This window comes from Flavobacterium luteolum (assembly GCF_027111275.1).
In the GTDB taxonomy this organism is placed as follows: domain Bacteria; phylum Bacteroidota; class Bacteroidia; order Flavobacteriales; family Flavobacteriaceae; genus Flavobacterium; species Flavobacterium luteolum.
The window spans coordinates 3,604,666-3,625,740 of sequence record NZ_CP114286.1 but is presented as its reverse complement, the minus strand read 5'-3'; the positions used below and the strand labels follow the sequence as shown (position 1 = coordinate 3,625,740).

Below are 21,075 nucleotides of genomic sequence, written 5' to 3'. Positions count from 1 at the left end.
TTATTCTAGAAATCTATTAAAACAATCTGCAAAATCTGCGCGAGAAAATCACTCAAAATAAACGCAAACATTCCTCTATAAATAAATTTGCACATTTTTTATTAGATTGTTTGAATCCGCTGGAGATCTTTTCTCTAAGCGGATTTTTTTTGAATAAAAAAAGCCGTTCTGAATAATTTCAAAACGGCTTTTTGCACTTTATCTTGGCTCAAAATGTCTAAATGTCTGCCAATATTTGTCTTTATAAATTTCGTAGCTAATTTCAAAAACCCCATTGTATTCTTTTATTAAGTCATCGGCTACTTTGGTTGGTTTTCTGAAATCTTTGCAAGCAAAAAAGATTTCTCTTTTGTTGTCAGCCGTTTCTCTCCCAATGTTCAAATACCCATCAGAATCAGGTAAAATTTGTATTATTTCTTCTTCAATACTATCTAATAATTTATACGTTTTTTCATCTGGAAGCCCGCTATTATCGCAGTCGTCAAACGGAATCGTCACAATAAAAATCCATGGATGTGATGCTTTTTTATCCCACTGAATTAATGTGGTATTAATTAAAGCTAAAACTATTGAACCATCTTGTTTTTTACCTTCAAAATTAGCATAGCTGTCATTTTCTGTATTATGCCTCGTACCTTCATATTTTTCAACGAATTCCTTTTCTCTCCAAATTAGGTAATCTCTTAATTTTTCGATCGGAATTAATTCTTCTGAAATGGCATTAGAACCCTCTATTTTCATGTTATCAATCAAAGTAACAGAATGTAGTTCTCCTAAATAATTGTCTAAGAAAATATAAACACCGTTTGCTATTACCTGTCGTTTTTCTTCAACGAATTCATCATAAATAACCGTTAAGTCTATTTCGTCTGGATATCCTTCATGGACGTTTGGATAAAATCTCAAATTGTCTTTATTGAATTGGAATCCTTCGTAATCGATTCCTATATCTTGAATTTCCGATGCTGGTTTTAGTGCAGTAATTTTCCAGCCTTCAATTTTAGGAGCTGCATTTACCAATTCTTCAATTGCATAAATATTTCTAATTGCTCCGTCTGGCGTTAAGATTAACTCGACTGTATTATCATCTAACATTCCAGTCAAGAAATATATTCCGCTGTGAATTTCATCAAGCTTTGGCGCCAGTTTTTCAAAAAAATCTTGATGAATGTTTTGTCTGTCTTTTACGATTTTAAAAAAATCTTTTTCATTTTTTAAAAACCAATTCCAGAAGTCTGCATTAGATTGTATTAAAGCTTCTTTTTTGCCCAATATTTTATCGAGAAAACCCATGTATTACTAATTAAATTTAAAATTTTACTGAAAACAAACTTAAGGAAAAGTGTTTTTAAAACATAAGAATATTTCTATAAAATATCAATAATGCAAAAAGCCGTTCTGAAGTACTCAGAACGGCTTTTCTATAAAAAATTTACTTTTTAAACTATATTTTCAGTATTCAATTTACTGTTTTTTCGGCTGTAGCCAAAATAAATCAGCAATCCGATTATTAACCAAACTGTAAAATAAATCCAGTTCCAAACGCTTAATTCGGCCATCATATACAAACAGCAGATTAATCCTAAAAGCGGAATTAAAGACAGATTTTTTCTGAAAGCCCAAACAGCTAATCCAACCAAAACAAATAAGAATATCCACATTGGAATTTTGTGTTTGAATAAGCTAAATCCTGACTCATACTTTGCAGAATCTGCAATTGGCAATCCTTTTACCACCTCAGCATATTTTACTTCGTCGTCTTGGTATTGTCCTAATAAATGCTCTAAATCTGATGTTTCAGCTGTTTTATTATTTACTTCGATACTTTCTAAATATTTAAAAACCTGCTCTGATTCTGACTTATCTAAAGAAGTCACAATTGATGTTGCATCGTAAATCTGCGGATCGTTATTGATAAATGCCATTGTAGCTTTATTGTTGAAAGCAAAAGCATAATATAACCCCACAATCATTAATATTGGAAGAATAAATTTTGAATTGATATAAGGTGTTTTGAATTTTCCTCTTGGAATTTCAGGTTTGTTTTGTAAAACTAAAACGCCTGCACAAACTAAAACAAATGCAAACAAAGTCCCGATACTGCATAAATCGGTTACCATTGTCAGGTTTAAGAATAACGCCGGAATTGCCACTACAAATCCTGTAACGATAGTTGCAAAAGACGGCGTTTTGAATTTTGGGTGAACAGTAGAAAATTTCTTTGGCAATAAACCGTCACGGCTCATACTCATCCAGATACGAGGCTGTCCCATTTGGAAAACCAATAAAACGCTTGCCATCGCCACTACTGCACTAACCGCGATAATTCCTGACATCCATTTTAAGTTTAATTTATCAAAAACAAATGCAAGAGGATCTCCAACATTTAATTCGTGATATTTTACCATTCCTGTCAAAACCAAAGCAATAGCAATATAAAGAATCGTACAAATAATAATCGCCCACATCATTCCGCGTGGTAAATCTCTTTGAGGATTTTTACATTCTTCGGCAGTTGTCGAAATCGCATCAAAACCAATATAAGCAAAGAAAACAGCAGAAACTCCTTTTAAAACTCCGCTAACACCATTTGGAGCAAATGGATCCCAGTTTGCTGTATCTACATAAAAAATCCCGACAGCAATTACTAAAAGAACCACACAAAGTTTTACTACAACCATTAAATTACTGGCATTACGCGATTCTTTCATTCCTCTGTAAACCAAAGCTGTAATCAGAATAATGATGAATAATGCTGGTATATCGGTTACGAAATGAAAAGACCCAATTGTTGGCGCAGTTGTCCAAGCAGTATGCGCTTGCTGTAAAGCAACACTTAAATTTTCGAATGATTTACCGCCTCGCATTAAGGCTTCGGCATCTTTAAATCCGTTTGAAGCAGTAAGGTAATCCATCTGAATCCATTGCGGCAAATGAATGCCGCCACTTTGTAGAAGTCCCGTAAAATAATCACTCCACGATATGGCGACGGTTATATTTCCAACGGCATATTCCATGATTAAAGCCCAACCAATTATCCAGGCAATTAATTCTCCAAAAGCGACATACGAATAGGTGTAAGCACTTCCTGAAACTGGAACCATCGAAGCAAATTCTGCATAAGCAAAAGCAGCAAAACTACACGCCAAAGCAGTAAATAAGAATAAGAAAATTACAGCTGGTCCTCCGTCTGCACTGGCTTTTCCAATAGTACTGAAAATTCCCGCTCCAACAATAGCCGCTATTCCAAAAGCCGTCAAATCCCTAGTTGTCAAGTGTTTTCCTAAGGCATTATGACCGTCTGTTTCGTTCTGTGCAACCTGCTTCAGAATATCCTGTACTGTTTTCTTTCGGAATAAACTTGAAAATGCCATATAATGTTTTGCTGTTATAAATTAATTTAATTCAGTTCTTTTTGTTTTATTTTGCAAATAATGCAAAAATTATCTTGATTTCAAATATATAAAACGATTTTGTTTTTACAGGTGTTTTTTTCTGCCTCGAATTACACTAATTTCTCGAATTATTTTTTTTGCCACAGATTAAAAGGATTAAAATGATTTTCCAATCTTCATCTAAATAATTCTTCACGCAGATTTCGCAGATTTAGGTAGATCTAATTTTAAGTTCGATATAAATAAAATCTGCCATTCTTTGCTTAAATCAGTAGAATCTACGTGAAATAAAAATCATTTTAATCCTTTTAATCTGTGGCTAAACTTTTCACATTTTACAAGATACATCTTACTTCAAGCAATTTCTCAAAATACTAACCGGATGTTGTGCCTCACGTTTTGTCCCGTCGTAAATTTGATGGCGACAGCTCGTTCCCGCAGCAGCGATTTTTACATTTTCGGCAGTGTTGCGCACTTTTGGGAAAAGCGTGTCCTCTCCCATTTGCATACTTACTTGATAATGTTCTTTTTCATAACCAAAAGAACCCGCCATTCCGCAACAGCCAGAATTATAAATCGTAACCGTATTATTTTTAGGCAGATTCAGCATCGCAAAAGTTGCTTCAACCGAACTTAATGATTTCTGGTGGCAATGTCCGTGAATTTTAATTTCTTTCGCTTCTTCTGAGAATGAATCTGGCGTTATCTTTCCGTCGATGATTTCCTTTTTGAAGAATTCTTCAATTGTAAAAGCGTTTTGCGAAATACGTTCCGCATTTTCTTTATCTGATGCCAATCGTAAATATTCATCTCTAAAAGTCAAAATCGCCGAAGGTTCAATTCCGATTAAAGGCGTATTGCTCGAAATCAAATCTTTAAAAATATTCACATTAATATCGGTTATCTTTTTGGCTTCTTCCAGAAATCCTTTCGATAAGTAAGTTCTGCCACTTTCTTCATGATTCACGATTAAAACTTCGTAACCTAATTTCGTCAATAATTCAAAAGCATCAATACCTATATTTACGTCATAATAATTTGTGAATTCATCTACAAACAAATACAATTTTCCGTTTTGGAAATCTCCGTTTTTAAGTTTATTATTTTCATACCATTTTCTAAAAGTCTTTTTCGCCAATAACGGAACTTGTCTTTCTGGCGCAATTCCCATTGTTTTTTTCACCAATGACTGATTCGAAATAAAATTCGTAATCGACGGGAATTTGCTTCCCATTTTGTTCAATTTGGCGTTGTTGGCAAAAATTTTATTCCTGGTCGAAAATCCGTTTGCTTTTTGGTATTGGTATAAAAATTCTGCTTTTAAAGTCGCTACGTCAACATTACTCGGGCATTCGCTTGCACAAGCTTTACAACTTACGCACAACTCAAAAACTTCATATAATTCTTTCTGGTCAAATTTGTTTTCTTTTTCAGAATACGTCAAATATTCGCGTAATGCATTTGCTCTCGCACGAGTGGTTTCTTTCTCATTTCTAGTCGCACGATAACTCGGACACATTGCTCCTCCTGCCGATGGCATTTTTCTGCAATCACCAGAACCGTTGCATTTTTCTGCAGCACGTAAAATTCCTAAACTATCTGAGAAATCCTGAAACGTTTTAATATCTGGTTCTATCCTTCCTGAAACTACACGATGATTTTCGTCCATTTTCAAAGCGTTGACAATCTTCCCAATATTTAAAACCGAATTCGGGTCAAACGCTAATTTGATTCTTTTCAGCAATTCGTAATTCTTGTCGCCAATCATAAACGGAATAAACTCACCGCGAACGATTCCGTCGCCATGTTCACCACTTAACGAACCTCTATATTTTTTTACCAAATGCGCTACTTCCGTCGCAATGGTTCTAAATAATTTTAAATCTTCCGTTTTCTTCAAATTCAAAACGGGACGCAAATGCAATTCTCCCGCACCCGCATGCGCATAATAAATCGCTTCCTGTCCGTGGCGCAACATCATCGCCGAAAACTCAGCAATATAGGCTGGTAAATCGCTTAATTCTACTGCTGTATCTTCTATAGAATCAGCTGCTTTATCATCGCCTACAATACTTCCTAAAAGACCTAATCCTGCTTTTCTAAGCTCGTTGGCTTTATCAATATCTGGTCCATAAATTTTGACTTTAGCATAACCAAAATTGTGTTTCTCTAAATCAGCAATTAAAGCATTTGCTTGATTTTCGGCATCTTCTAAAGTGTGTGATGCTACTTCAAACAACATAATCGCTTTGGGTTCTCCAACCAAAAAGAATCTGTTTTTAATGTGTTCACGATTAGTTTTGGTACAATCTAAAATCGTGTCGTCAATCATTTCGCACGTATACAAATGATGTTTCATTGCCACGACAACCGATTCTAACGATTCCTGAATCGTATGATAATGTGCCACTACCATAATACTGTGAGGCGGTGGCAAATCGTCTACTTTTAAAGTAATTTCGGTTGTAAAGGCCAAAGTTCCTTCACTTCCGCAAAGCAGTTTTCCAAGATTTATAGTTGGTTCTGTTCCGCCAAATAATTCAGATTTCAGCAGAATATCAACAGCATAACCCGTATTTCGTCTGTGAATTTCTGGTTTCGGAAACTCTTTTATAATTTCTTCCTGATTTTCCTTAACCGAAAGTTCGTCGTAAACGCTTTTATAGATTTTATTTTCTAAAGAATTGCCTTTGGTTTTCTCGATAAATTCCGCCGAAGTCAATTCGCCAAAAGCCACTTCAGTTCCGTCGCTCAAAATCGCTTTTACCTCGGCAATTTTATCGCGCGTAACACCATAACGAATTGAAGTTGTTCCTGATGAATTATTTCCAACCATTCCGCCAATCATCGCACGGTTTGAAGTCGATGTAATTGGCGCGAAAAATACGCCATAAGGTTTTAAATACAAATTCAATTCATCGCGAATAACACCAGGCTGAACGGTAACCGTTTTTTTCTCGGCATCGTAACCTAATATTTTGGTAAAATGTTTCGAAACATCCACCACAAGTCCGTCGCCAACGGCTTGTCCTGCGAGTGAAGTTCCTGCGGTTCTCGGTGTGATCGAAATATTATGTTCTCCTGCAAAGCGAATTAATTTGCTAATATCTGCCGTAGATTTAGGCAAAGCCACTGCATTTGGCCGAATCCGATACACCGACGCATCTGTCGAATAAAGTGTTTTATGAAGATCATCGTATAAAAGTGTGCCTTCGAGTTCACCGGCTAATTGCTCTAAATCTTTAAGTATTGACATTTTTGCTTTTCTTTTGAAGTACAAAAATAGTTATTTTTTTAGGTTCAAAGGTTCAGAGTTACAAAGTGACAGAGGTTTTCTTTGATGCTGTTTTTAGGTTGGAATTTTAAATCAGGAGCTATTTCCTGCTATCCGCTATATTCCCGATAAACAAAAACAAAGCTTTTACCCGTAGTTTTTGTTTATCGGGAGATGCCGCTCCCATCGGGGCTAAGGCACTTGGTTTCATAAGAAGGTTTATTGAAGAAAAAACGATTCCTGAACAACTCTATAACATTTAAAAACACATCCAAAAGCCTTTCCTTCAATCCTTTCGAAAGTCAACCATTCTAAAATTCCTTTATTTATAAGTTTATAAAGTTCATACTCGATATAATCTTCACTATAATTTAGTTTCTGATATTCTGGATGTGTTTTAATAAACTCTGTAATTTCCCATTGAGTAAATTCGATGATATCCTTTTCAAAAATTGAAATATCGTAAGCATAAATAACTCCATCTTTTTTTGCAGTGCATCCACTTCCGTGAAAATAATATTCAATCCCCTCAATTGAACCTACTCTTTCAAAGAAAGTAATTGAAAACGAACATGGATTTATGTCTTTTTGGTATTTATCTTTTAATAAAGCTTCGAAGCTTCTGATAAATGTAATGTAGTCTGTTAAGATTTTTTCGATCATAATTAAAACAAATATCCAAAACTTTCTATATTTAGCCTGATATTCTTTTTAAAATAATTCCAAAAACACAATGGCAACAGACGGCGTAAAAATAATCGATGGTGATTTAGCTCGAGATACTTACGAATCAATAATGGATTTATATGACAGCGATGCAACTATAGAAACCATTAAAAAAGAAATTCCTTTTATCATAGAAGATTACGGCGACGATACCGATTTCTATCACGAGATTTTTGTAACTTCTTATGCACTTGCTTTTTGGGAAATTGGTGAATTAACCAAAGAAATTCTTGAAGAAGTAAAACGTGTTATTGAAATAAAAGCTGGGGTAAAAATCTGGACTGACGAATGTGATGCCAGTGAAGGTAAAAAAAGACAAAAAGAGCTTGATAAACTTTTAAAGAAGATAAGTCTGCCAAATTTGAAAGTTAGAAAAAGAAAAAAATACAGGATTATTAAAAATCTATATTTTCAGCCAAATGATTTGCTAACTTTCCAACTTTCAGACAATAATTATTATGCTGTAATTTGCGCCAAAGTTACACAACAAAGAGGACAATGTTCATATGATTTGGCTATCACAACATATAAAGGCGTAAACAAGCCAACTGTTGAAGATTTAAAATCTTGTTTCATTTCTGGCAGAAGAATTCCTTCAACTTATGATTGGAAAACTATTTTAGAGCAACAGCCAAATGTAGATGAAATTTGGGAATATGCTAATCAAGATAATTTTTTATTTGGACTTACCTATCATTTAGTAACGCACAGAGATATTATTTCTTTTAAAAATAAATTTGAAGTTGTTGGTAAACTTAAAATTAAAGAAAGTTTCAAAAAAGATGGAAGCTATGGTTATGAATCTTCTTTTGATAGATTTGAAAGCATATTTTCTGATCTTGATAATCATATGAAAATATTTCGTGAAGAAAAATATCCTGTATCTTTACTTTGTGAATTTTAAAAATATATTATTTTTCTTACTTTTTGTCGTTTTTTTTAATACTTTTACAACTCTTAAACTACGACCTTAAGAACTAAATAGGCTTTGCCCTTGTATTATGTGGACGGTATCGGAAACGACCGTAACGCTGTCGTAGGCGTTAGAACCACTAATTTACAAGGGTTTTATTATTTTTAAACTACGACTTTATGAATGCAAACACAATTTCAAAACAAACCGAAATCAAGCTTTTGAATTTCTTCAACAACAGAATCGATCCTGTTGAAATGGCTAAAACTTTAAGGCAGGTAAATTTTACACTTGCTTTATGCGTTTTGAGCGAACATGAAACATTTCAAAGCGAAATCATCAAATTAAGAGACAGTTTTTACTGGCTCAATGAATTGGCTGAAACTTTAAATCCTTATTTGGAGGTGGAGTAGAATTTAAAATAAACCCCTCGATTTTAAAAAATCGAGGGGTTTATTTGTTGTAATAATTGTTTTTTTATTTTTTAATCCTATAATTATCCAATCCTAACTTACTTAATTTTCTACAATTTTTTACACACTCCAGCTTTTCATTAAAATAAATGCTTTGCTCATCTTTTGTGAATCTATATTCCAGCGAAGGGTAAATGGTAATAAAATCATCGGATAGAATTGCTTCATCAAAAATAAATGGCAGTATAATTTTTCCATCTCTATCAATAGCTCCATATTTATCTTTCTGTTTTACAACAAAAAAATCAGCCGTGGTCATGAGGGCTTCTTCATATTTAAAATCAATTACTACATTGTTAGATTTATTAATATATCCCCATTTACCTTTTCTCTTGGCTGGTATATAATCCTTTAAACCTAACTGAATTGAATCATACTTAAAAGGGATAATCACTTTACCAACACTATCTAAAAGCCCTTCTTTACCTTCTTTTTCTGCAACAATCTGATTCAAATATAAATCCGAAAGCGATTCATAATTATTTGGAATTACTACTTTACCATTTCTGTCAATCATTCCGATTTTCTTATTTAGCTTATATTTCGCTCGATTGTTATAGAATGAAGAGACAGCATCGTACACAAAAGGTGCGATTATATTTCCTTCATTATCAATCAATCCCCATTTTCCATTTTTTGAAGCTACAGCTGATCCTGTTTCGTCAAAGGCATACAAGTTGTTAAGTTCAATAGGATAAATAATTTTGAGTTGCTCGTTAATAAGTCCTATTTTTTCATTTAGACAAATTCTTGATAGTCCTTTATAAAACCAGAGATCTTGATCATATTGTATTGGAAGCAAAATCTGATCTGTTTTGTCAATCAAACCATATTTATTATTTTTTTTAACCGAAGCATGATTTTTATCTTGAAATCTAAAAAGCCCTTCATATTTTGCAGGAATAACCATTTTGCCAGCAGAATCTACTGCACCCCAGAGATCATTTTTTTTAACGGCTATTGGAAATTGCATATCAAAAACGTCAACGTCTTGATATTCTACTGGTATAACTAAGTTGCCTTTTTTATCCTTTAAACCAACTTTGCCATTTATTACAACTTTTTCAAATGACAGCCCAGAATAATCTATAGATACAGTAGGACCTGAATCCGAAACATTTTCCTGCGCATAAACAGCATTATTAAAAAGCACATTCATAAAAACTCCCAATAACATTGTAAATATTGTATTCTTCATAGTATAGTAAAAAAATCAAATTGTGATTGCTACTTTATAAAACCTTTTACTCTTTCCCCCAAATCCTGGTATTCAGATCCAATTCATGAACAATATCATGCATAAACTGAACAATCGAAAGATCATCGGTTAGTAAATCGGGAGCTAAAAGTGAGGAATGAATTGGCGCTTCAAAGTAATTTTGAGACAAAGGAAAAGCGATATACATTTTAGAATTAATAAACGATATTGAAATTGTATCCTCCGATTTTTGATTTAAATCCAAAATCCTTTCCATCATAGCGGGCGTTAAAATGTATCGCGCTTCGATTTGATTTTTGGAATAGGTTACAAATATTTCGTCAAAGACTTTATTTTCTAATTGAACTAACTCGGAATTACCAAAACTGAAAACGTTTTTCGAAAACCATGAACCAATAGCATCTGTAATACCTTTTGGACGCACAATAGTCGAAACATTAAAGTTTTTATTGAAATCGGCTACAAAAACAATTCCTTTAAAAATCGTGTGCCAAGTTGTTTTTGTTCCGTTTTTTGTTTGCGTTTCCGTTTTATATTCGGCGTGGACTTCTGAAAACCAAAAAGAAGTTTTATCGACTGTTCCACTTACAAAATCTTGCGTTTTATAGCGATCAGGTTCGGTCGTAAAAAGTTCTGAACTTATAAACTCATATTCTGGAAGCCCGCTTTGAGGTCTAAAAAGTAAATTTTCGTTAATCTTTTTTAAGGCAGATGTGACTACTCTTGTTTTAAAAGAAGATTGGTATTTAACCGCTTCACCGTTGGTATTAAAACATATAATAATTCCCGCAATCAAAGGCACTATACCTCCTATAAAAGCATAACCTCCAAAACCGATAATGAAACCTGCAATTATAATAAGTAATCCAACGCCCAACAATATGTAGCAATTGATATAAGCGTGAGCAACTTTTTTACGATCAATTTCTAATTCACTTAAAACCTCTTGCAAGGCCGCATTCGAATTTATTTCTGAATCCATTAATTATTGAATAATTCTTTTGCACTAATATTTTTACGCTCTTCTTCTGGAGTTGCCAAAACTTCAATTTTAGTATAACTCAACATTCCTGCAAACATATTACCTGGAAACATCATAATCGCATTATTATAATCGGTCACTACTGCATTGTAAGTTCTTCTTGCTGCAGCGATTTGCTCTTCACTTTCTGTCCAAGTTGTTTGCAGATTTAAAAAATTCGTATTTGCTTTTAGATCTGGATAATTTTCAACCGTTACCATTAAGCCTTTTACAGCAGAACTTAATTCGGTATCCAAACTTGCTTTCTCTTTGTCTGTTAAAGTTCCTGAAGTAGATTTTGAACGGAGCTCCACGATTTTAGTCAAAGTGCTTTGTTCATAATTCGTGTATTGTTTTACGAGTTCAACTAGATTCGGAATCAAATCGAAACGTTTTTTCAACATTACATCAATTGCGGAAAAAGCATTCGCAACCTGATTTCTTTTTCCGATAAGTGAATTGTAGATTACTATTCCGATGATAAAAAGGAAAACAAAAAGTCCTATAATAACTAACATATATATATTTTTGAATTGGTTATCAGCAAATATATAGAAAAGACGGGAAGTATGAATTATTTTTTTTAGGATTTTTACCACAAATTATTGTTCTACAATAGTGGCATTCAAAAAATAAAAATTGTCTAAAATCTATAGTTTTATATCTGAAATAATCTCATTTTAGCGTTTCCAAATTAATTGCGTTTTTAAGATTACTTGAAATGAATAAAAATATAAAAGCTCTTTACGAAATTGCTCAAAAAGAGACTCGAAAAATAGTAGGCTTAATGTCAGGAACTTCGCTTGATGGACTAGACTTGGCGCTTTGCGAAGTTTCGGGCGAAGGCGGAAACACGGTTGTAAAAATCCAGCAATTTGAAACCGTTGATTACAACGACGATATTAAAACCGAAATCAGAAAAGTGTTTGCTAAAAAAACAATCGATTTTCAGCATTTGGTTTTACTAAACGAATGGATTGCAAACCTGCATGCCGGAATGATCAACGATTGTCTTTCTAAATGGAATGTTCCCGCAAGCGAAGTCGATTTAATTGCCTCACACGGACAAACGGTTCTGCATGCACCAAAGTTTTTGCATCAGCAGGAAAAATTTCCAAATGCGACTTTGCAAATTGGCGATGGCGATCATATTGCAGTAAAAACCGGAATTATAACGTTATCAGATTTCAGACAAAAACATGTGGCTGCAGGTGGCGAAGGCGCGCCTTTGGCAGTTTATGGCGATTATTTGTTATTCAGTAAAAAAGGCGAAAACCGAATTATGCTGAACATGGGCGGAATTGCAAATTTCACTTATTTACCAGCTTCACAAAATGCCGAAGAGGTCTTTGTAACCGATACTGGAACTGCAAATACTTTAATCGATATTTTTACCAAACAGTTTTTTCCTGAAAAAAGCTTCGATAAAGACGCAGAGATTGCTAAAAAAGGAACTGTAAATCAGGAACTTTTAAGCGAATTAAAAAGTGATGCTTTCTTCCAGAAAAGCTTTCCAAAAACTATCGGTCAAGAATTGTTTAATCACGATTTTGTAAACTCGGCTCTGGTAAAATTAGGATTACAGAATATTTCGGCATCAGATTTGTTGGCAACTTTAACGCGATTGAGCGCAGAAACGATTGCTGAAGCGGTTTTGTTTGTTGTAGAAAATACTAAAACTTCAATCGAAGAGTTTACAGTTTATATGTCTGGCGGTGGCGCAAGAAATCCGTTATTGGTGAGCTGGTTACAGGAATTATTGCCTTGCAAGTTTGAAAAAAGCGACGTTCTCGGAATTTCAGGCGATGCGAAAGAAGCGGTCCTATTTGCCGTTTTGGCCAATGAAACTGTTGCAGGTGGCAATTATAATTTTGGTTCGCAAAAAGGAATTCCATCAGTAACAATGGGGAAAATTTCTTTTCCTAATTAAATATTTTAGCCACAGATTAAAAAGATTAAAAAGATTAATCCAAATAATCCTTTTAATCTGTGGCAAAAAAGATTAGCACGAATTATTTTTTAATACTTTGAGAATAAAAAATTAATGTAATTTGTGAAATTCGTGGCAAAAAAACATTTAAAATAAAAAATTAGTAGAATTCATTGAATTCGTGGCAAAAGAAACTATTTTTGGTTCTTGTTAAAATAAAGATTGAAATGCATAAAAATCAGCACTTACTATACTCTCTCCTATTTTTAATTTTCTTTGGATGGAAATCTGTTTCTCAGGAAAAAATACTGCATCCTAAAAATGAATTTAGAGGAGTCTGGATTGCAACAGTCGTAAACATTGACTGGCCACAAAAAGCAACAGACAACGTAGAAAAAGAAAAAGCTGATTATCTTGAAATTTTAGAAGCGTATAAAAAACTGAATTACAATGCTGTAATCGTTCAGGTTAGAAGTGTTGGCGATGCTATTTATCCTTCAGAATTTGCGCCTTGGTCTCGATTTTTAACTGGAAAAGAAGGCTTGGCTCCAAACCCATATTACGACACTCTCGAGTGGATGATCGAACAAGCACACAACCGTGGATTTGAATTTCACGCTTGGTTAAATCCATATCGTGCAACTTTCGACTTAAATAAAAATCTTTTAAGCCCTGGACACGATTTTTTTAAACATCCGGAATGGATGATTGAATATGGCGGAAAATATTATTACAATCCTGCATTACCAGAAGTTCAGGCACATCTAACTAAAGTGGTAAAAGAAGTCGTGGACAAATATGATATCGACGCAATTCATTTTGACGATTATTTCTATCCTTATGCGGTTCCTGGAAAAGTGTTTAACGATACTGCATCTTACAAAAAATACGGAGCTGGTTTGAGCCTTTCTGATTGGCGCCGTGCGAATGTGAGCAATTTTGTGCATGCTATTTCAACAACTATCAAAGAAAGCAAACCTTGGGTACAATTCGGAATTAGTCCGTTTGGGGTTTGGCGAAACAAATCTCAAGATCCGAGAGGGTCTGAAACACAATCTACATCAAATTACGATGATTTATACGCAGATCCGATGTTATGGATGGATCAAAAATGGATCGATTATATCTTGCCTCAATTGTATTGGAGCATGAACAATACCAGAGCATCTTACTCTAAACTGGTAAAATGGTGGTCTGAAAATACAAATCCTAATACTGCTATCTACATCGGACATGCTACTTACAAAATTAGAGCCGATGGTGACAAAAACTGGAATTACATGACCGAAATTCCAACTCAAATTGATTTTTTAAGAACTTTTAAAAATGTTTCCGGAAGTGCTTATTTCAGTTCAAAATGGTTTATGGGCAAAAATTTCGACGTAGTGCGTCATTTAGAAGAAAACCAATATAAATATCCTGCACTTCCTGCAGCGGTTCCAAATTTAAGACACGTAATTATTGATACGCCAAAAGTTTTGGAGTATAGCAAAGACAGCATTAAATACAACTTTACATTCCAAAGTCCGCTAAATACAAAAGTTCGCTATATGGTGGTTTATGGAGGCGATCATATCTCGAAAATCGACATCAATGATGCCTCGAAAATCATCGAAAAAGTTACAGTAAAAGAAGCTGACGGAAAAATCAATTTCTCTATTGCAGCAGGAAAACTAAATCTTTACAAAGCCTGCGCTGTAACTTTTATTGATTATTATGCCAACGAAAGCACCCCAACTGCTATTGACTTAAAAAAACCATTTAAAAACTATACACCAAATCAGCCTAATGAAAATAGATAATAAACCTTGGTTCTGGATTCCGCTTCTAAACTTCGCTTCAGGATTACCGTATGCCATAATTATTTCGGTTTCGGTAATTATGTACAAAAATCTAGGAATTACAAATGAAGACATTGGAGTCTATACCAGTTTATTATATCTTCCATGGGTTATTAAGCCACTTTGGAGTCCGCTTATAGAATTAATTGGAACCAAAAGAAAATGGTTCCTGCTGATGCAACTGATTATTTCAATTGCATTTCTATTGGTTGGCTTCACCATTCCGATCGACGGATTTTTCATCATGACCTTATCGATTTTCTGGGTCGCAGCTTTTGCTTCGGCTTCCAATGATATTGCGACTGATGGCTTCTATTTATTGGTTTTACCCGAAGACAAACAATCTTTTTTTATTGGAATCAGAAGTACTTTTTACAGACTTTCAATGCTTGCAGGAAACGGCTTGGTAGTACTTTTTGCTGGATATTTGGAACATAAATACGGAGACAATACCAAAGCTTGGTCGTATACCATGATTTGTGTAGGTTTATTAATGGTGTTTATTACTGCTTACAATTTCATTTTCACACCAAAAAATGAAATTAATGCTGTAGAAAATAAGAAAGAAACACCTCATCAAAGCTTCGGAACCATATTTACCAGCTTCTTCCAGAAAAAACAAATTGGTTTAATTTTGACTTTTATCTTGGTTTTCAGATTAGGAGAATCGCAATTATTGAAAATGTTGAGTCCTTTCTTGCTTGATAAAAGAGAACTAGGTGGAATGGGATTAGACACTGAAGCTGTTGGAATTATCTACGGAACATTAGGAATTTTTGCCCTTACGGTAGGCGGAATTTTAGGTGGAATTGCCATTTCTAAACATGGTCTAACAAAATGGATGCTTCCGATGTTTTTAGCAATGCACCTTCCTATACTTGGTTTTATTGGCTTAGCTCATTTTCAGCCACAAGAGCTTTTTCATCTTCATATAAATTTATATTTTTTCGAAATAAATTCTCCATTAAATCTTTATACTTGCATTACGGTTGTTCTGGAACAATTTGGTTACGGCTTTGGATTTACAGGTTTTATGATGTATTTAATTCATGTGGCAGAAGGCGAATCGAAAACAGCGCATTATGCACTTGCAACTGGTTTTATGGCATTAGGAATGATGCTTCCGGGAATGTTGAGCGGTTATATTCAGAATTTTTTAGGCTATCAAAACTTCTTTGTTTGGGTTTTAATAGCTACAATTCCAGGTCTTATTTTATCACGTTTTTTAACTTTCCCAAAAGATTTTGGGAAGAAATCAGAAGAAGTTTAATCCCCAAATCAAACTTTACCTATGGAAATCAATAAAAATTTGCAGAACGAACGAAATCTGAAAGGATCCGAGTTCGAAAAAACCGGAAATCTTGAGAAAGCAATTGAATTGTATGAAGAAAATGCTAGTGAAGGCTTTAAAGGAAATCATCCATACGATCGATTAGCTACGATCTACAAAAACCAAAATGACCTTGAAAATGAAATCAGGATTTTAGAAAAGGCTATTTTGGTTTACGAAGAAATCACCCTTGTAGATCGATTAGAAGGATTACCAAAACTTTTCCGTTTCAAAAACCGATTGGAAAAAGCGCTTGAAACCAAAAAGCAATTAGCCAAACAAAAGAAAGCCAAATTATAGTAAGCAAATAAAAATAATTGTGTCCTTTTAGGAAGAACACAACTGATTTTAAAATCAAATTATACCATCATTCCGAATTATCCGTATTATAAAAAATGGATAATAAAGTTTGCATGAAAAAGCCTTTATAATAATGAAAATTACAGACGAAGCATTACGCCAAAGAATAGGACAATTTTTCTTTCCTGCCGTTTTTATCAACGATACTGAAGAAAACATTCAAGAAACAGAACGCCTTATAAAAGAACATAATATTGGCGGATTGACCTTTTTTCATAGTCGTGCGAGCGCTGCAACCAATTATGAAAGCAAGAAAAAAGTAGTTTTTAATGACGACAGCTACGAAAAAATTAAAGCCTTAATTGCTCGCTACCAAAAAGCCGCTTCTACTCCGCTTCTTATTAGCATTGATGCGGAATGGGGATTGGCAATGCGTATCGAAAAAACACCACAATATCCGTATGCGATTACACTTGGTGCTTTGCCAGAAAACAAATCGGATTTGGTTTACGAAGTTGGAAAACAAATAGGGTTGGATTTAAAAGCTGCTGGAATTCAGTATAATTTATCGCCTTTGGCAGACATCAATAACAATCCGAATAATCCGGTTATTGGATATCGTTCTTTTGGTGAAAACAAAGAAAAAGTAGCCAATTTTGCTGTTGAATATTTAAAAGGAATGTCGGAAGTTGGCGTTTTAGGCTGTTTGAAACACTTTCCAGGACACGGAAACACCAATATCGATTCACATTTAGGATTACCGGTTTTAAAGGAAACTTTAGAAGAATTGATGGAAAACGAATTGTATCCGTTCATTAAGGGAATCGAAAATAATGTCGATTCTATAATGATTGGGCATTTGGCTGTTCCTAGTTTAAATGACGGAAAAGATACTTCTGCAACTTTATCAAAAGCGGTTATTCAGGATCTTTTGCGCGACAAATTAGGTTATGATGGTTTGGTGATTTCTGATGCTTTAAATATGCACAGCGTTTCTAAATTGTACGAAACCAAAGGTCAACTAGAATGGGAAGCTTTTAATGCAGGAAATGATATTTTATGTTTTGCCGAAAATGTTCCCGAAGGAATTGAAGCAATCTATAAAAATGCTTCACCAGATCGTATTTTCGAAAGTTACAACCGAATCATGAAAGCCAAAGAAAAAGCTGGAATTCTTTCTGGAAACACTGCAGTTTCTGGCGAATTGGATTTCGAAAAAACATCAAAAATAAACTTAGAAATTGCTCAAAATGCAATTACTAAAATTATAGACAACTCAAGTGCTGAACTAGCTTTTGAAGCACAGAAAAACAATAAACTTGCTAAACTGAGTTTATATAAAAATACTGAAAATACATTTTTCAAAACACTGAACTCAAAACTTGATTCTCCAGAATTTGCTTTTGAAAATCTAGAAGTTTCAGATATTTCATCAATTCAAAAAGAATTAGACAATTTCGAAGCCATTTTAATTTCATTATTTGTTCCAAAAGCAAAACCTCTGAATAATTTCGAAATTGATAACGAAGTTATAAAACTACTTTCTGAATTATTGCAGACTAAAAAATGCATCGTATTTGTTTTCGGAAATCCGTATGCATTGCCTTTAATTCCGAATCTGAAAAAGGCTTCAGGACTAATTCAGGCTTATCAAGATTTTGAAGAATTTCAAAAAACTGCGGGAATTCAATTTTTAGAGAAAATTTCTTTAAACGGAATTCTTCCAGTAAACATTGATATCCAATAAGTTAAAAATCAAAATAGTCAAAATTTATCAACTTATAAGTTTTTATAATCACATCTTATTGTAAGTGCCTGTACTTATGCCCTACTTTTGCACCAGAAATAAATTTTTAACGTAAAACGAAAAATATGTCTTTAGTAGGAAAAAAATTCCCAAGTATTGCAGTAGATGCTATCTCAGAAATGGGTGATAATTTAAAAATCAACATTTTTGAAGAAGCAGTAAACAACAACAAAAAAGTATTATTGTTTTGGTACCCAAAAGATTTCACTTTTGTTTGCCCAACTGAATTACACGCCTTTCAAGCTGCATTACCAGAATTCGAAAAAAGAAATACTATCGTAATTGGTGCTTCTTGCGATACTAACGAAGTTCACTTTGCTTGGTTAAATACTCCAAAAAACAATGGTGGAATCGAAGGTGTTACTTACCCAATCTTAGCGGATACAAACCGTAACTTAGCTAACATTTTAGGTATTCTTGATATCGAATCTACAAGCTACAGTGAAGACACTGATTCAGTTATCATCGAAGGTTCAAACGTAACTTACAGAGCTACTTACCTAATTGACGAAACTGGAAAAATCTTCCACGAAAGTGTTAACGATATGCCATTAGGACGTAACGTAAACGAATACTTAAGAATGGTTGACGCTTACACACACATTCAAACTAAAGGTGAAGTTTGTCCAGCAAACTGGGAAGCTGGTAAAGAAGCTATGTCTGCAGACAGAATCAGTACTGCTGAATACTTAAGCGCTAACTAATTTTTAATTAGTTACTAAGATACTAAGATGCTAAGGTTCTAAGATTTACTCTTAGGCCTTAGTAACTTAGAAATCTAATCCTCTCTCAAAAAATCTCAAAAAATTATAGTTGTTAAAATCCACAAAGGTTCAAAAACTCAGAACCTTAGAATCTTAGCACCTTAGAATCTCAAAAAATAAAACTTATGTTAATCGACTTAAACGAAGATACGTTAGCAGATTTAGTTGCTAAAAACGAAAAAGTAGTAGTACAATATTCAGCTTCATGGTGTGGAAATTGCCGTATTATGAAACCAAAATTCAAAAAATTAGCAACAGAAAACGAAGCTATCACTTTTGTTTTGGTTGATGCAGAAAACTCTCCAGAGTCTAGAAAATTAGCTAATGTGAGCAACTTGCCAACATTTGCCACTTTCGTAAACGGACAATTAGTTGGCGAAACGCAAACTAACAAACAAGAAGTTTTAATTGACTTAGTAAACGCTATTGTTTAATTTTAGATCGTTAGACTTACTTAGATTTTAGACAACTTAGATGTTGCAAAATTTATAGAAAGTCTAAGAAGTCTAATAAAGTCTAAAAATCTAAGAAATCTAAACATGAAATTACCTGTAATTAAGCATTTAACACAATTCATCGAAGAAAACGATCAGGATTATATCATAGAAACGATCGAAGTTCTAGAAGCAATGACCGAAATTCCTTCTCTTAAAGACGAAGAATTAGACGTAATCGGCGAATTGATTTCGAATATGTACGGTGCCCTTGAAGTACAAAAATTAGTTGCCCAAGGAACAGATAAAAAAGAAGCTTTAAATACGTTCATGAAACGTGTATTAGGCTCAATCGATAAGTAAGTCGACCTCCTTCCCAAGAATAAATACAAAAACAAGACTGAGAAAGCGTTTCTAATTTAGGGACGCTTTTTTTTGTGCATAAAAATAATGATTTGGACGAGACATCATCCCGATAAAAGGGCTAACTCACTTTGCGCATATCCGCCCTTTTATCGGGATGATGTCGGGCTATCCGCGCTACTTCGGTAGCCAGCTCCTATCCCTCTCGCGGGCAAACGGTTTCAATTGACTTTTATGGTTATCGACAAACGTAATAAATCTAAAATAATTAGATAAATTCGTGAATTCGTGGCCATCAAAAAACCATCCTTAATCTCTCCTTAAACCCTTAACAAATACTTTTAGATTAAAATATTAATCCTTACTTTTGAGCCTCATTAATTTTAAACAAAAATCATGGCATCTATCACATTAGGAGGAAATCCAGTTCATACATCAGGCGAATTACCAGCAGTTGGATCGCAATTAGCTGACTTCAAATTAGTACAAAACGATTTATCTGTTGCTTCATTAAGCAATTTCGCTGGTAAAAAATTAGTTTTAAACATCTTTCCTAGTGTTGATACAGGAACTTGCGCAACATCAGTTAGAACTTTCAATGCAAGTGCAAGCGAATTAGAAAACACTACAGTATTATGTATTTCTAGAGATTTACCTTTTGCTCAAAAACGTTTTTGTGGTGCTGAAGGTTTAGAAAATGTGGTTAACTTATCAGATTTTCAATCTGGAGCTTTTGGCAAAGCAAATGGATTAGAAATCGTTGACGGACCATTAGCAGGTTTACACTCAAGAGCGATCATTGTTGTAGATGCTAACGGAAAAATTGTTCATACAGAACAAGTAGCAGAAATTGCAAACGAACCAAATTACGAAGCAGCTTTAGCAGCATTATAATATTTTCCTTTAAATGGAGTTTCAAAAAGACAATACTTTTGTTACAGGTCGTTTAAAAAGCATGACGTATGCTTTTAACGGAGCTGTAAAATTAATTAAAACAGAACACAGCATTATGGTTCAATTCTCATTGGGAATTATCATGACAATTGCTGGATTCTATTTTCATATTTCTCAAACCGAATGGCTATGTCAAACCTTAGCCATTGGTTTAGTTTTAGCTATTGAAGGATTAAATACGGCAGTAGAAAAAATTGCCGATTTTATCCATCCTGATTACAGCAAACGAATCGGTTTTATTAAAGATATTGCTGCCGGAGCGGTATTTTTTGCCGCAATGACTGCAATTGCAATAGGCTTGATTATTTATATCCCAAAATTTATTTAGGCA

19 protein-coding genes are annotated in these 21,075 nt (G+C 33.9%); 12 read left to right on the top strand and 7 right to left on the bottom strand.

The annotated features are described in order from the left end of the window. Window positions 1–198: 198 nt before the first annotated feature. The 4 genes from OZP10_RS15405 to OZP10_RS15390 form a co-directional block, all read right to left on the bottom strand. Window positions 199–1,293: a DUF695 domain-containing protein gene (locus OZP10_RS15405; protein ID WP_281631671.1), complete on the bottom strand. Its 1,095-nt coding sequence runs from the start codon at window positions 1,291–1,293 to the stop codon at window positions 199–201. Between the two features lie 146 nt (window positions 1,294–1,439). Next, the gene (locus OZP10_RS15400) at window positions 1,440–3,374 is read right to left on the bottom strand and encodes an amino acid permease (RefSeq protein ID WP_281631670.1); all 1,935 of its coding nucleotides are present in this window, start codon (window positions 3,372–3,374) and stop codon (window positions 1,440–1,442) included. Window positions 3,375–3,744: 370 nt separating this feature from the next. After that, the gene (locus OZP10_RS15395) at window positions 3,745–6,651 is read right to left on the bottom strand and encodes an FAD-binding and (Fe-S)-binding domain-containing protein (protein WP_281631669.1); all 2,907 of its coding nucleotides are present in this window, start codon (window positions 6,649–6,651) and stop codon (window positions 3,745–3,747) included. A gap of 237 nt (window positions 6,652–6,888) precedes the next feature. Beyond that, window positions 6,889–7,332, bottom strand: coding sequence for a DUF6896 domain-containing protein (locus OZP10_RS15390; protein ID WP_281631668.1), 444 nt, complete (start codon window positions 7,330–7,332; stop codon window positions 6,889–6,891). A gap of 70 nt (window positions 7,333–7,402) precedes the next feature. Here OZP10_RS15390 and OZP10_RS15385 point away from each other — a divergent pair, with 70 nt between their 5' ends. Then, window positions 7,403–8,299: a hypothetical protein gene (locus tag OZP10_RS15385; RefSeq protein WP_281631667.1), complete on the top strand. Its 897-nt coding sequence runs from the start codon at window positions 7,403–7,405 to the stop codon at window positions 8,297–8,299. A gap of 188 nt (window positions 8,300–8,487) precedes the next feature. After that, window positions 8,488–8,721, top strand: coding sequence for a hypothetical protein (locus tag OZP10_RS15380; protein ID WP_281631666.1), 234 nt, complete (start codon window positions 8,488–8,490; stop codon window positions 8,719–8,721). A 64-nt stretch (window positions 8,722–8,785) separates the two neighbouring features. Here OZP10_RS15380 and OZP10_RS15375 read toward each other — a convergent pair whose 3' ends face one another. From OZP10_RS15375 to OZP10_RS15365, 3 genes are read right to left on the bottom strand one after another with little or no spacing between them, the layout of a single operon-like run. Continuing rightward, on the bottom strand, window positions 8,786–9,979 hold the full coding sequence (locus OZP10_RS15375; protein WP_281631665.1) for a WG repeat-containing protein: 1,194 nt from the start codon (window positions 9,977–9,979) through the stop codon (window positions 8,786–8,788). 46 nt (window positions 9,980–10,025) lie between these two features. After that, window positions 10,026–10,982 (bottom strand): DUF3137 domain-containing protein, encoded by a 957-nt coding sequence (locus tag OZP10_RS15370; protein WP_281631664.1) that lies wholly within the window; start codon window positions 10,980–10,982, stop codon window positions 10,026–10,028. Further along, window positions 10,982–11,539, bottom strand: coding sequence for a LemA family protein (locus OZP10_RS15365; protein WP_281631663.1), 558 nt, complete (start codon window positions 11,537–11,539; stop codon window positions 10,982–10,984). The genes OZP10_RS15370 and OZP10_RS15365 overlap by 1 nt, the downstream gene beginning before the upstream one ends. 203 nt (window positions 11,540–11,742) lie before the next feature. Between OZP10_RS15365 and OZP10_RS15360 the strand changes: the two genes are divergently transcribed. The 10 genes from OZP10_RS15360 (at window position 11,743) to OZP10_RS15315 (ending at window position 21,072) form a co-directional block, all read left to right on the top strand. After that, complete coding sequence (locus OZP10_RS15360; RefSeq protein ID WP_281631662.1) at window positions 11,743–12,951, top strand: anhydro-N-acetylmuramic acid kinase; 1,209 nt, start codon at window positions 11,743–11,745, stop codon at window positions 12,949–12,951. A 227-nt stretch (window positions 12,952–13,178) separates the two neighbouring features. Continuing rightward, a complete protein-coding gene (locus OZP10_RS15355; RefSeq protein ID WP_281631661.1) occupies window positions 13,179–14,753 on the top strand; it encodes a family 10 glycosylhydrolase in 1,575 nt (524 codons plus the stop codon). Continuing rightward, entirely contained in the window at window positions 14,740–16,062 is a 1,323-nt protein-coding gene (locus tag OZP10_RS15350; protein WP_281631660.1) for an MFS transporter, read from the top strand. Before OZP10_RS15355 ends, OZP10_RS15350 begins: the two co-directional genes overlap by 14 nt. A 21-nt stretch (window positions 16,063–16,083) precedes the next feature. Further along, window positions 16,084–16,422, top strand: coding sequence for a hypothetical protein (locus tag OZP10_RS15345; protein ID WP_281631659.1), 339 nt, complete (start codon window positions 16,084–16,086; stop codon window positions 16,420–16,422). Between the two features lie 133 nt (window positions 16,423–16,555). Then, window positions 16,556–18,169 (top strand): glycoside hydrolase family 3 protein, encoded by a 1,614-nt coding sequence (locus OZP10_RS15340; RefSeq protein WP_281631658.1) that lies wholly within the window; start codon window positions 16,556–16,558, stop codon window positions 18,167–18,169. Between the two features lie 125 nt (window positions 18,170–18,294). Further along, window positions 18,295–18,933, top strand: a complete 639-nt coding sequence (locus tag OZP10_RS15335; protein WP_012024184.1) for a peroxiredoxin — start codon at window positions 18,295–18,297, stop codon at window positions 18,931–18,933. A 185-nt stretch (window positions 18,934–19,118) separates the two neighbouring features. Beyond that, window positions 19,119–19,427, top strand: a complete 309-nt coding sequence (locus OZP10_RS15330; protein WP_008462030.1) for a thioredoxin family protein — start codon at window positions 19,119–19,121, stop codon at window positions 19,425–19,427. Between the two features lie 105 nt (window positions 19,428–19,532). Further along, the gene (locus tag OZP10_RS15325; RefSeq protein WP_008462029.1) at window positions 19,533–19,790 is read left to right on the top strand and encodes a DUF6952 family protein; all 258 of its coding nucleotides are present in this window, start codon (window positions 19,533–19,535) and stop codon (window positions 19,788–19,790) included. A 396-nt stretch (window positions 19,791–20,186) separates the two neighbouring features. Further along, window positions 20,187–20,684, top strand: coding sequence for a thiol peroxidase (tpx, locus tag OZP10_RS15320; RefSeq protein ID WP_281631657.1), 498 nt, complete (start codon window positions 20,187–20,189; stop codon window positions 20,682–20,684). A 13-nt stretch (window positions 20,685–20,697) separates the two neighbouring features. After that, the gene (locus OZP10_RS15315) at window positions 20,698–21,072 is read left to right on the top strand and encodes a diacylglycerol kinase family protein (RefSeq protein ID WP_057119332.1); all 375 of its coding nucleotides are present in this window, start codon (window positions 20,698–20,700) and stop codon (window positions 21,070–21,072) included. The last annotated feature ends 3 nt before the right edge of the window (window positions 21,073–21,075 follow it).